Here is a 10523-nt window from a genome sequence, read left to right as displayed (position 1 = left end):
TATTTTGAGAACTTGTCTTCTTCCTCCATATCCTACCACCCAACAATGTTTCTAAGTCGTGAATATAAGCGTTCCACCGTAGAGTTATGAGAAGGGTTGAGGATGTTTTGGGTAATGTAATGCAATTCTAAGGATATTTCCTATCCCTATGAACTATCTTCCCCTTTTCGCATCTCTTATCTCAACAATCACGCTCATCCTCTCGATACCTATCCACACGGGAGTCGGCTGAAATCGATTAGATAGTATATGCCTTTGGTTGTGGTCAGTTTCCCCAAGGAGAGGTGGAGGAAGGTTAACGTAAGCAAGTTCCTCAAGAAGTTTAAATCAGTTCCCGCAAGCAAGATCGTGGAGGTCCCAGAAGAGGAACTCGACAGAGTTGTAGAGATTCTCAGGAGAAACAAGTGTGAGGTCCAAATAGTCGAGCCTGTTAAAGACGACATCGAGATCAAAATTTTAAAGGATCTTCTGAAGAAGATTGAAGCCGTCAGGCTTGGAATTGCTGAACCCAAGGAATTGGAAAAATTTGCCGTGGAAGTAATCGAAAAGTTTAGTCTCAAAAATCTAAGCGATGAAGTAGCTGAAATAATTCACGATTGCATAGATTTTTCCGAGAATCCTATTATAAGTGAACTAAACGAAATGGAAAAAAGAGTGAAGGAACTGCTCAAAAAGTTACTTTAAGCTTTTGCGAAGTCAAATAAAAAATACGACTTCTGCACAGATGTAATGTTAATAAATTGTAAAAATGAACGAGCTGACGGTATGCGGCCGCCGGGATTTGAACCCGGGCAACGGGCTCGGGAGGCCCGTGTCCTGCCAGGCTAGACTACGACCGCTCAGTAAATATTGAAGTTTGCGATGATTAAAAACTTTTGGTTCAGCAACGCTTATTTTTTTGTAGGGTAACTTTAGAGAGTGAACGTTTTCGAAGCTCTCAAAGCTGTTGAAGAAAAAATCAAAAGAGGAGAAGATGCGAAAAAAGATTTTTGGAAGCTGGTCGGAGTAATAAAAAGAACTGAAGAAGTCGATGAAGAAGTTCTGATTAGAATTGCAAAGCTCAGGGATGAAATTTTCGATAAACAACTAATTCTCTCTTTAAAAAGCGGCATTGCAATATTCACTTCATTAATCGTTCTAACAAATGTTCTCTTTTTTCTAATCGCCTCCGAAAATCTTCAGTTTTTATTAAAAGCAGCGTTGCTATTTGCCGTTGAGTCAGCAGTAGTTTACTCCTCCTTCATCGTGGGAAGACTGATAGGCTCCCTGATTACGGGGATAAAAATAACGGGATTCTACAGGTACAACCCGCTTGAGCTTGGAATGAAACTGGACATCGTGAGTTATCTAAAAGCTAAGCAAAAGAATCGCGTGATTTTCTTTCTAACGCCAATAGTTTTTGAAAATTTAGTTTTCCTTTTCCAGAGCTTTTTGTTAGTTTACCTGAACAACGAATTCTACTGGGTTCCGCTGGTTTTGGTAATATTGAATTTCCCCTTTTCTTATGCAATCTACAAGTTCAAAAAAACCGGAGAGCTCTACAGGTTCATCAGAGAAGTAAAAATTCTTAGAGAACTATCTGAAAAACCTTCTACTGAGAAAAACCAAGAGCACCGCAAGAAAGGCTGAAAAGGTCGCGAGATAGAAAGCGGAAGTGTAGCTTCTCATTACATCCCTCATCAAACCTCCAGCGTACGGAGCTATAAGCCCAGAGAACCCCCAAGCCGTGAATATTGCTCCGTAAATTCTTCCAGCATATTTTTTCCCGAAAAATATGGCTGTGGCTGAAGGGAATATTGCAAGAGCACCACCGTAGTTTGCGTAAATTATCGAAGCGAGTGGAAAAACGAGAAAAGTCGAGAAAGCTTTTGATAGAGCTAAAGATGAAAAGGCTGTTGTTGCGAAATTTAAAAGCATTGAATTTACGACTCCGATTTTATCAAGTAGAAATCCCCAGATCAGTCTTCCTGACGCGTTTGCGAAGGAGGTTATTATTAGAAAGGCGGGAATCAAGCTTGCGAGCTCCGGTGTTTGCTTTGCTCCCTCCCTAAGTATCGGGGCGGCATTTCCTATAACCATCAATCCGGCAAAAGTTGAAAGGAAAAAAGCAAACCAGAGAACGTGAAATCTTCTATCTCTTAAAGTTTCGGATAGGTTCAGAGAAATTTCTTCATCTTTTCTCTCAATTTTAGGGTCTTTCATGGGAATCGCGCAGAGGGAAATAACCACCAAATAAATTAATCCCACGTAGATGAACGTTTCGAAAACTGAAGTTACGCTGAGGAAGTAGGAAATAATTGGAGTCATCACCGCAGCGCCGATACCGAAGCCAACAGCCACTATTCCAACGGCAGTTCCAGTTTTATCTGGAAACCACTTAGTAACGAGAGGACGTGGAACCGAATCGACAAGAGCTATTCCCAAGCCTAACGCAACTCCGAGCCCTAAGTAGTAGAGAAGCTTAGCGGTATCCCACTCAAAATATCTCATTTGAGAGGCGATAACGTAGCCGATGAAGATTACGAGCGCTCCGAGGAGTAGCGGCACCCTCGGACCTGTGCGATCGTACAAAACTCCAGCCGGAATTATGAAAATTGAGTATGTAATTGTTATGAGGGAGAACGCAAGTGTGAGAGGTGCGATGTTTTCTATCGAATAGTACTCCTGAATTGGAGCATAGAAGAGGCTGAAGGTGTAAATACCTCCGAGCATGGTCAAAATCAGCATTCCCAACGGAGGGTAAATCCACCTCATAGAAAAATTTGGAATTAAAATTTTATAAAAATATTATTGTTTGCCCGATGAGCCCACGGGGTCTCACCTTTCAACCCCGCCGGTTCTTCGGGCGTAATAATGTCTTATTTAGCGATTAAAAAATTTACCGCCTATCCTTCAAAGCTTTCAGGTTCTCCTCGCAGAACTTGAAAAGCTCGATAGCCTCTTCCTTCGTTATTTCCCCGTTTGATAGGAACGAACCTATGTACGGATAAATCAGATAGTCGAGTTCGTACTGAACCTCCTCATAACTCAAGCCCTTCTCTCTAACTTCTTCAAAGTACCTTTTAAGCGCTTCAAAGAGTTCCTCCATACATAGACTTTGGCAAGGGTTTAATATTACTTGTCCAGACTATCATATATGCTAACTTTCAAAGAATTCGCTGAATTTTGTAGCGTGATAGAAAAGATTTCGTCAACTCTTGAGCTAACGGCAAGAATTGCCGCATTTATAAGGAAAGTAGAAGATGACGACGATCTTTACAACGTTATTCACTTCCTCATGGGTAGAGTTTTTCCTCCTTGGGATGAGAGAGAGATCGGAGTTGGAGTCGGACTAATCTACGAGGCTCTCAGACAGGTTACCGGCGTTAGCAAAAGTAGAATCGAGCAGTTGATAAAAGAGACCGGAGATCTTGGTCTGGCTGCTGAAAAGCTTTTAAAAGAGAAAAAGCAGACCACTCTCTTTCAGGAGGAGCTTACGATAAAAAGAGTGAAGGAAATATTCGAAGAGATGGCTAAACTTAGCGGTGAGGGGAGCCAGAAGAGGAGAGTCATGCTTTTAACGGATCTCTACGTCAGCGCAACTCCCGTAGAGACGAGATACCTTACGAGACTCATACTTGGAGAGATGAGACTCGGCGTTGGGGAGGGAATAATTAGGGATGCGATAGCAAGAGCTTTTGGGATAGACTCTTCAATAGTTGAAAGAGCTTACATGCTAACAAACGATTACGGAAGAGTTGCTGTTGTGGCTAAAAAGGAAGGAAAAGACGGTTTGATGAAAATGAAGATCCAGCTTCACTACCCAGTAAAAATGATGCTCGCTCAGGTAACTGAAAGCGTTGATGAAGCTTTGAGGGAGATGAAAGAAGCTGCTGTTGAGTGGAAGTACGACGGTTCGCGAGTTCAGGTTCACTACGGTGATGGAAAGGTGACTATTTTCTCAAGAAGGCTCGAAAACGTAACTTCTGCTCTTCCAGAAATTGTCGATGAAGTGAAGAAGTGCGTGAGAGAGAACGTGATTTTGGACGGGGAGGTTATAGCTGTCAGAGATGGGAGACCTATGCCATTCCAGCAGGTTTTAAGGAGGTTCAGGAGGAAGCACGAGATATCCAAAGCTATGGAGAGAATTCCGCTGATAGTTTACTTCTTCGACATTCTCTACGATGGTGAAACGCTCATAGACCTTCCGCTGAAAGAGAGGAGAAAGAAGCTTGAGGAAGTAATCAGCGAAAGCGAGATAATAAAAGTAGCTCAGCAAGTGGTAACAAGCGACCCAAAAGTTGTCGAAGAAGAGTTCAATAGAGCAATAGAGGCTGGACACGAAGGATTAATGCTTAAAAGGCTCGACTCTCCCTACACCCCCGGAAAAAGAGGCAAGTTGTGGTTAAAGCTGAAAGCTGTTATGGAAACTCTCGACTTGGTCGTTGTCGGTGGAGAATGGGGTGAAGGAAAGAGGAGTCACCTCCTCAGCTCTTTTGAGTTGGCTTGCAGAGATGAGAACGGAAGGTTGCTGAGGGTTGGAAAAGTTGCCACAGGTTTTACCGACGAAGACCTCGAAGAACTTACGGAGTTGTTCAAACCGCTTATAGAGTATGAGGAAGGAAAGAGAGTTGTCTTCCAGCCCAAGTATCTATTTGAAGTGGCTTATCAAGAAATTCAAAAAAGTCCAAAGTACGAGAGCGGATTTGCGTTGAGATTTCCGAGATTCGTAAGGTTGAGAGACGACAAGAGCGTTGAAGAAGCCGACACCCTTGAAAGAATAGCTAAGCTCTATGAGATGCAGTTCAAAAGTAAAGGTGGATAATTACTCTGCGCAGCAGCTGAGCTTCGTGACATCCTTGTAAAACATCTGCGCCACCATCTTTATCGCCTCGCTCATCGTCGGATAAACGTGCACAAGGTCAATGATGTCATCGATAGTCATTCTATGTTTTATCGCCAAAGCAGCCTCATGTATCACATCCGCTGCTCTCTCGCCGAGCATGTGAACTCCGAGAATTCTTTTGGTGTTTGCTTCGACTACCATCTTTATAATCCCTCTCTCTTCTCTTATCGCCCTCGCCTTTGGCACATCTTTTATCAAGAGAGTTTTGCAAGAACAGGTAAATCCGGATTTTTCAGCCTCCTCTTCTGTCAATCCAACTATTCCAACTTCTGGATGAGTAAATATCGCCCTCGGAATTGCTCTGTAATCCATTGTCCTGTGTTTATCCGCAACGGCATTTTCAGCAGCGACAATTCCTTCCTTTGCAGCAATTGGAGTTGCCATGGGCTCTCCTATCACGTCACCAGCAGCCCACACGCTTTCGGAAGCTCTTAGTTCATCGTCAACGACTATGAAACCTCTTTTGTCTGTTTTTACGCCTACCTTTTCTAAACCGAGGTTCTCTGTGTTCGGTTTCCTTCCGGTAGCGACTAAAATGTGCTCCGCTTTAAGTTTTCTCGTTTCTCCACCGATTTTCACGACCACTTCTTTCCCGTCTCCTGTTTTCCTAACCTCTGAAATCGTCGCTGAAGTGTAAATTTTCATCCCGTCTTCTTCCATGTACTTTTGAAGATGCTCGGAAATTACTGGCTCAGCCCTGCTTAGGATTCTTTCACTTCTTTCAAGAATTGTAACATCGCTTCCAAATCTGGAAAAAAGCTGTCCGATTTCGAGGGCGATGTAACCACCCCCGATGATAATTAACGATTCGGGAAGTTCCTCAAGTTGAAGTACAGTTCTCGAAGTTAGATACCCCACGTTCTCCAACCCTCTTATTGGAGGAATCGCTGGTCGAGTTCCAGTGGCTATAATAAACTTTTCAGCTCTGTAAATTTCTCCGTTAACTTTTATCTCCGTGGGTGAGACGAAGTTAGCCCTTCCTTGAACGAGGTTTATGTTGTCGTAGCTTTCAGCAACATCGATATACTTCTCTTTCCTCAATTCTGCTACGAGCTCATCCTTTTGGGCTATGAGGGATGCGAAATCTAAGGACACATCAGCTTTTACCCCGGGAAAACCTTTTTTAGCGTTTTTGTAGATTACAGAAGCGTGAATTAGATTTTTTGTCGGGATACATCCTCGATTAACGCAAGTTCCACCTACCTCATCGAATTCCGTTAGAAGAACTTTTGCCCCGTATTCGGATGCTTTTAAAGCTGCTGCGAAGGCTGCCGAACCAGATCCAATAATTGCCACATCATACTTTTGCATGAAATGACTTTAACTTAATTCTTGGATATATAGTTTACTCCTAACAATCTGGTAATTATTCAAAAATTCTCTTTATAAGCCAGTCCGGATCGAACTTAACGAGATCTTCGTAATTTTGCCCAGTTCCCACGAATAGAATTGGTTTTTCTGTAACGTAACTTATGGAAATCGCACACCCACCTTTCGGATCTGCGTCGATTTTTGTCAGAATGCTTCCGTCTATTCCAATAGCCTCGTTAAACATTCTCGCTCTTTCTACGGCATCGTTCCCAGCTAAGCTTTCATCAACGAAAATTGTTAAGTCGGGCTTCGTAACTCTCTTTATCTTTTCGAGCTGATCTATTAGATTCTTCTTCGTGTGCATTCTTCCAGCCGTATCTGAGAGCACGACATCAACGCCTTTGCTTTCAGCATGCTTGATTGCATCGTAGATAACAGCAGCAGGATCCGCACCGGGTTTGTGCTTTATCACTCTAACCCCAAGCTTCTTTCCGTGCTCTTCAAGCTGCTCTATAGCTCCAGCTCTGAAGGTATCTCCAGCCGCTAAAACGACGCTCTTTCCGGATTTTAAGAAGCGGTAGGCAAGCTTGGCTATCGTCGTTGTCTTTCCGGTACCATTTACTCCGACGAAAATTATGTGGAGCGGTCTCTTCTCTTCCAACTTTTTCTCGACGAATTCATCAAAATCGAAGTAATTTCTGCTCAGTATTTCTCTCAAAATTTCTTTAAGCTCGTTTAGAACGAGAGAGGACAAGCTTTCTCCGATCCCTTTTCTTCTTCCAACGAGCCTCTCTTTCAGCTTCAAGCCGATCTCATCGACGACTTCGAAGGCAACATCGCTTTCAAGGAGAACCATCTCAAGCTCTGGCAGAACTTTTTCAAGTTTTCCCTCGTCTATTATTATTTCCCTTTCAAGGATGAGCGTTGCGAGTTTCTCTTTTAATCCAATTTTTTCTTTTTTAGCTATTTCTTCTCCCGCTTCCTCGTCAACCTTCTTCCTGAAAGAAGAGAGTTTTTCTTTTAAAGCTTTAAACATCACTTCTCAGCCTCTTTCGATAGTTCCGCTATTTCCCTTTGCAAACTTTCCATTCTCGAAGCTATCGATCTTATAGCCTCCTCGATCTCAGCTCTCGTTTTTTCCATGTTTTCCTTCTTTTTGTTGAGAAAATCTATAGCCTCCCTGAGCTCTTTCTCGATCACAATTCCGCTTCCGACATCAACAAGGAACTTCTTCTTTTCAACGATGTCGACATATGCGAAAACTCCACCGCCAAGGTTCATCAGCGCTTCAGTTTTCTCTTCAGATTTCTCGAAGAACTCCAAGCTTTCAATAGTCCTCTCAAGCTCCGATTTGAAAAGCTCTATTTCTACAAGCCTCCTTTGTAGTGCTTCGGCTTGTTCTCTAAGCTGCTCCAGTAAAATTAATCTCTGCTGGATTTCTCTTTCCTTACTCATGCTATCACTCAAGCTTTTTCACTTCTTCAATTTTTATAAGATTTCTCTTCACTTTGTGGTTGCTTCCGATTATTGAGTAAACTTTTTCCAGAGCGAATCTCTCATTGTGAGCCTCTACGATCTTCTTGAACTTGTTCCACCCACCAGCATCCCTAAACATACCCCTCACTTCGAAGAGCATGTTCATCACCTCAAACAAATCCAAGAGCTTCTTCAATCACACCGAGCTCGAAACCTGTTGTATCTTTTCCAGCAACATATCCTTTCGAATTTGCAACAACTCCAGTCCCAACCATATCGCTCCCGAAGTTTACGGTTCCCGTAACAGTTTCTATTTCGAGCGTCTCTTCAACCCTCTTCACTTCCCACTCGCTGGCGTTCGGATTCAGCAAACCTCCAGAATTTGTCACAACCGCAGCCATTCCGACGGTTTTTATTCCCCCAACAGTCCCCTTTGCTACTTTCAGCTTTAATTCATCTTTTAGAACGTTTAACACGCTCTCCTCAACTTCCGGATGTACTATTGCGCCTCTGTCGTTAATCAATATCACGTTACCCATGCACGTCATCTTTGAATGCACTTTGTAAACGTCCATGTACTTCTCTATCTTCTTCAGCTCTTTTTCGAGGATTAAATCGCTCACAATAGCCCCATTTGAATTCAACGCAAGCATCGCTCCCACAAGCTCAGAGCCAAGAATCGTGCTCCTTATGACTTTTACCTCCAGTTCCTCCTTTATAGCTTCTTCAGCCTTGTAATCCCTGACTCCAATAATCGCATAGTCTTCATTTGCCCTCACGTACATTCCGATCAGTGGACTTCCGTGTATTGCTAAGAGTTTCGGCATTTTACTCCAACAGCTCAGCCTCCACTACTCCATCGTCGAATTTAACTGCCCTAATCCTTATTTTCGTCGGTGGTTTTTGCGCGCCTCTTTCCCAGATCTTTTCATTTATCTTAGTATCAAGCCTGATCTTGTCCTCGTCGGTTTTCATATGTTTGCTGAGGAACCTCCTCACGTAGCGGATTGCCTTCTTAGCTCTCAGCCATCTTGGGTACCTCTTCATTTTGTGCTTGAGCCTTATGCTGTAAACCCTCTCCAACACGATCTCCGCCATATTCCATCACACCTTAAGCTTAGTGTGCCTCCAGAATCTTCTCTTCGGACTCGTAACGACCCTTCTCTTAGTTTTAAGAATCACCCAAACCGGTGGTCTCCTGTTCTGCTTCAGGAACTTACCAAGTCTCTTTTTCACACCAACGGTCTTTTTCCCCACTTTCCCACCTCACTTCCTTATTATTCTCGTTTCCCTTCTTTTAGGCATTATTCTCTTCAAAATTTCAACAAGCATTTCGTCTGTAATTTTCCTCGTAATTCTTCCGGATTGAGCTAAAGCTATAAGCTGATTTTCAACAGCCTCAGCAATGTCCGGATGGGCGAGCTTTATTCTTGAAAGCCTTTCTCTTGCTTCAGGCTCAAGAATCGCTCTAAGTATGGCTTTCTTTTGCATTTCTATCTGTCTCTGCATTTCCTGTTGTTTCGCAAGTTCCTCAAGTTCTTTTTCCCTTTTAGCCTGAAGTTCCATTAGCTTTCTTCTCCTAATCTCTTCTAACTCGTCCATAGTATCACCTTCGTTTTTTATCTCTCAAGTTATTTAGTATTTTTCTAAGGCTGGAATCTCTTTGACGAGCTCTTTCTTAATTTCAGCCGCTATTTTATCGAGAAAAGACCTGCCCTTCGGGGTTACAATTCTCCCTTCCTTCGTTCTCTGTACGAACCCGGCTTTTTCAAGCTGCTGGAGAGCCTTCCTTATTATCGAGCCGCTTCCCTTCCTGAATTTTGGTGGTTTCACTCCTCTCCTTTTTCTACCACCGTAAAATGTCCTCAGCCTCTCAATTCCTACCGGCCCGTCTGTGTAAACTTTTCTGAAAATAGCGGCAACTCTCGTATACCACCAGTCCTCTTGCTCCGGAGCTCTCTCTTTATGAACACCAGTTTTAACATACTTAGCCCATTCCGGCGGGGTGAACTCTTCCATCTTCTTAAGTTCTTCAGCCACTCTTGCGATCAGCTTATCCGGAGGGACATCATAAACCGTCGCCATCTCAACACCTCTTGAAAGTTAAGACGAATCCCCTAAAGTCTATGAGCTTTCCGTTAACTTTAGAAGATATTTCCTGAGCAATCTCCTTCTTATGCTTGCCTCCGGCTGTGAAGTTTCTAAAGTTCTTGAGCATTCTAACTTTCACGATACCCTTCTTTTCCAGAGTAGCGTTAATTTCCTTTATGACTTCATCAGTTATGCCCTTCTTTCCGATGTTTATCGTGACAACTTTCATGCATTTAAGCTTAAAGGGGTGATTTAAAAAATTTTGCTTCCTCGGCGGAAAACCTTCTAAGTAGTGTGAGGAGAACTCTCTCAGATTCAAATAAATAAAGTCGGAAGAATCAGAAAATTTTATAGGAGTCCAAGTTAAATTATTAATGATGGTAGATATTGCTTTGATAAATCCACGAGGTAAATTTGAACTCGCTGAAGAATTGAATTTTATCTCTCCACCGCTTGGATTGGCTTATCTCGCAGCTGTTCTTAGAAAGGAGGGGTATAAAGTAAAGATAATCGATGCGATGGCTGAAAGACTTGATGTGGGGGAAGTTTTGAAGAAAATTAAAGACTGCTTCCTTGTTGGGATTACTGCTACCACCCCTCTCTTCAAAAGATCTTTAGAGTACGCAAAAGAAATAAAGAAAGCGTTTCCCGAAAAATTCGTCATTTTCGGAGGAGTTCACGTAACCTACAGACCTGCTGAAGGTTTAAGAGAGGCTGATGCCGTGTGTATTGGAGAGGGGGAGAAAACTATCGTTGAAGT

16 protein-coding genes and 1 tRNA gene are annotated in these 10523 nt (G+C 42.8%); 4 read left to right on the top strand and 13 right to left on the bottom strand.

The window, feature by feature from the left end; all coding sequences use genetic code 11:
- The first annotated feature begins 249 nt into the window (after positions 1-249).
- Positions 250-684, top strand: coding sequence for a hypothetical protein (locus tag F7C14_RS04730; protein WP_290900351.1), 435 nt, complete (start codon positions 250-252; stop codon positions 682-684).
- 82 nt (positions 685-766) lie between these two features.
- Here the strand turns inward: F7C14_RS04730 and F7C14_RS04725 are convergent.
- Positions 767-839 (bottom strand) — tRNA-Gly (locus F7C14_RS04725).
- 79 nt (positions 840-918) lie between these two features.
- Between F7C14_RS04725 and F7C14_RS04720 the strand changes: the two genes are divergently transcribed.
- A complete protein-coding gene (locus F7C14_RS04720; RefSeq protein ID WP_290900349.1) occupies positions 919-1629 on the top strand; it encodes a hypothetical protein in 711 nt (236 codons plus the stop codon).
- On the opposite strand, the gene F7C14_RS04715 is transcribed toward F7C14_RS04720, so the two are convergent.
- Both F7C14_RS04715 and F7C14_RS04710 read right to left on the bottom strand, forming a co-directional pair.
- Positions 1576-2754, bottom strand: coding sequence for an MFS transporter (locus F7C14_RS04715; protein ID WP_290900347.1), 1179 nt, complete (start codon positions 2752-2754; stop codon positions 1576-1578). The genes F7C14_RS04720 and F7C14_RS04715 overlap by 54 nt on opposite strands.
- A gap of 124 nt (positions 2755-2878) precedes the next feature.
- Positions 2879-3088: a pyruvate carboxylase subunit B gene (locus F7C14_RS04710; protein ID WP_290900345.1), complete on the bottom strand. Its 210-nt coding sequence runs from the start codon at positions 3086-3088 to the stop codon at positions 2879-2881.
- A gap of 48 nt (positions 3089-3136) precedes the next feature.
- On the opposite strand from F7C14_RS04710, the gene F7C14_RS04705 reads away from it, so the two are divergent.
- Positions 3137-4804 (top strand): ATP-dependent DNA ligase, encoded by a 1668-nt coding sequence (locus F7C14_RS04705; protein ID WP_290900343.1) that lies wholly within the window; start codon positions 3137-3139, stop codon positions 4802-4804.
- Here F7C14_RS04705 and merA read toward each other — a convergent pair whose 3' ends face one another.
- From merA to F7C14_RS04655, 10 genes are read right to left on the bottom strand one after another with little or no spacing between them, the layout of a single operon-like run.
- A complete protein-coding gene (merA, locus tag F7C14_RS04700; protein WP_290900341.1) occupies positions 4805-6196 on the bottom strand; it encodes a mercury(II) reductase in 1392 nt (463 codons plus the stop codon).
- 55 nt (positions 6197-6251) lie between these two features.
- Positions 6252-7232, bottom strand: a complete 981-nt coding sequence (gene ftsY, locus F7C14_RS04695; RefSeq protein WP_290900339.1) for a signal recognition particle-docking protein FtsY — start codon at positions 7230-7232, stop codon at positions 6252-6254.
- Positions 7232-7651 (bottom strand): prefoldin subunit alpha, encoded by a 420-nt coding sequence (gene pfdA / locus F7C14_RS04690; protein WP_290900337.1) that lies wholly within the window; start codon positions 7649-7651, stop codon positions 7232-7234. Before pfdA ends, ftsY begins: the two co-directional genes overlap by 1 nt.
- A 4-nt stretch (positions 7652-7655) precedes the next feature.
- Positions 7656-7832, bottom strand: coding sequence for a 50S ribosomal protein L18Ae (rpl18a, locus tag F7C14_RS04685; protein WP_012964569.1), 177 nt, complete (start codon positions 7830-7832; stop codon positions 7656-7658).
- Between the two features lie 10 nt (positions 7833-7842).
- Positions 7843-8499 carry a translation initiation factor IF-6 gene (locus F7C14_RS04680; RefSeq protein ID WP_290900334.1) on the bottom strand — a complete coding sequence of 219 codons (657 nt, stop codon included), beginning with the start codon at positions 8497-8499 and terminating at the stop codon, positions 7843-7845.
- Between the two features lies 1 nt (position 8500).
- Positions 8501-8770 carry a 50S ribosomal protein L31e gene (locus tag F7C14_RS04675; protein WP_290900332.1) on the bottom strand — a complete coding sequence of 90 codons (270 nt, stop codon included), beginning with the start codon at positions 8768-8770 and terminating at the stop codon, positions 8501-8503.
- 6 nt (positions 8771-8776) lie between these two features.
- Positions 8777-8929, bottom strand: a complete 153-nt coding sequence (locus F7C14_RS04670; RefSeq protein ID WP_012964572.1) for a 50S ribosomal protein L39e — start codon at positions 8927-8929, stop codon at positions 8777-8779.
- A gap of 9 nt (positions 8930-8938) precedes the next feature.
- Positions 8939-9274: a DNA-binding protein gene (locus tag F7C14_RS04665; protein WP_290900330.1), complete on the bottom strand. Its 336-nt coding sequence runs from the start codon at positions 9272-9274 to the stop codon at positions 8939-8941.
- Positions 9275-9307: 33 nt separating this feature from the next.
- Positions 9308-9757 carry a 30S ribosomal protein S19e gene (locus tag F7C14_RS04660; RefSeq protein ID WP_012964574.1) on the bottom strand — a complete coding sequence of 150 codons (450 nt, stop codon included), beginning with the start codon at positions 9755-9757 and terminating at the stop codon, positions 9308-9310.
- Position 9758: 1 nt separating this feature from the next.
- Positions 9759-9992 carry a YhbY family RNA-binding protein gene (locus F7C14_RS04655; protein ID WP_290900327.1) on the bottom strand — a complete coding sequence of 78 codons (234 nt, stop codon included), beginning with the start codon at positions 9990-9992 and terminating at the stop codon, positions 9759-9761.
- Positions 9993-10137: 145 nt separating this feature from the next.
- Here F7C14_RS04655 and F7C14_RS04650 point away from each other — a divergent pair.
- Positions 10138-10523, top strand: a 386-nt coding sequence (locus F7C14_RS04650) for a cobalamin-dependent protein (protein ID WP_290900325.1), incomplete at its 3' end; no start/stop codon positions are given.

Origin of the sequence: Ferroglobus sp., from assembly GCF_015521575.1 — an archaeon.
In the GTDB taxonomy this organism is placed as follows: Archaea; Halobacteriota; Archaeoglobi; order Archaeoglobales; family Archaeoglobaceae; genus Ferroglobus.
The sequence above is the reverse complement of the archived record's forward strand: the minus strand, read 5'-3'. Positions and strand labels throughout refer to the sequence as shown.

Excerpts from the sequence above, each read along its gene's own strand:
- F7C14_RS04730 (WP_290900351.1), top strand. The coding sequence starts at position 250 with ATGCCTTTGGTTGTGGTCAGTTTCCCCAAGGAGAGGTGGAGGAAGGTT.
- F7C14_RS04715 (WP_290900347.1), bottom strand. The coding sequence starts at position 2,754 with ATGAGGTGGATTTACCCTCCGTTGGGAATGCTGATTTTGACCATGCTC.
- F7C14_RS04710 (WP_290900345.1), bottom strand. The coding sequence starts at position 3,088 with ATGGAGGAACTCTTTGAAGCGCTTAAAAGGTACTTTGAAGAAGTTAGA.
- F7C14_RS04705 (WP_290900343.1), top strand. The coding sequence starts at position 3,137 with ATGCTAACTTTCAAAGAATTCGCTGAATTTTGTAGCGTGATAGAAAAG.
- merA (WP_290900341.1), bottom strand. The coding sequence starts at position 6,196 with ATGCAAAAGTATGATGTGGCAATTATTGGATCTGGTTCGGCAGCCTTC.
- ftsY (WP_290900339.1), bottom strand. The coding sequence starts at position 7,232 with ATGTTTAAAGCTTTAAAAGAAAAACTCTCTTCTTTCAGGAAGAAGGTT.
- pfdA (WP_290900337.1), bottom strand. The coding sequence starts at position 7,651 with ATGAGTAAGGAAAGAGAAATCCAGCAGAGATTAATTTTACTGGAGCAG.
- rpl18a (WP_012964569.1), bottom strand. The coding sequence starts at position 7,832 with ATGCTCTTCGAAGTGAGGGGTATGTTTAGGGATGCTGGTGGGTGGAAC.
- F7C14_RS04680 (WP_290900334.1), bottom strand. The coding sequence starts at position 8,499 with ATGCCGAAACTCTTAGCAATACACGGAAGTCCACTGATCGGAATGTAC.
- F7C14_RS04675 (WP_290900332.1), bottom strand. The coding sequence starts at position 8,770 with ATGGCGGAGATCGTGTTGGAGAGGGTTTACAGCATAAGGCTCAAGCAC.
- F7C14_RS04665 (WP_290900330.1), bottom strand. The coding sequence starts at position 9,274 with ATGGACGAGTTAGAAGAGATTAGGAGAAGAAAGCTAATGGAACTTCAG.
- F7C14_RS04660 (WP_012964574.1), bottom strand. The coding sequence starts at position 9,757 with ATGGCGACGGTTTATGATGTCCCTCCGGATAAGCTGATCGCAAGAGTG.
- F7C14_RS04655 (WP_290900327.1), bottom strand. The coding sequence starts at position 9,992 with ATGAAAGTTGTCACGATAAACATCGGAAAGAAGGGCATAACTGATGAA.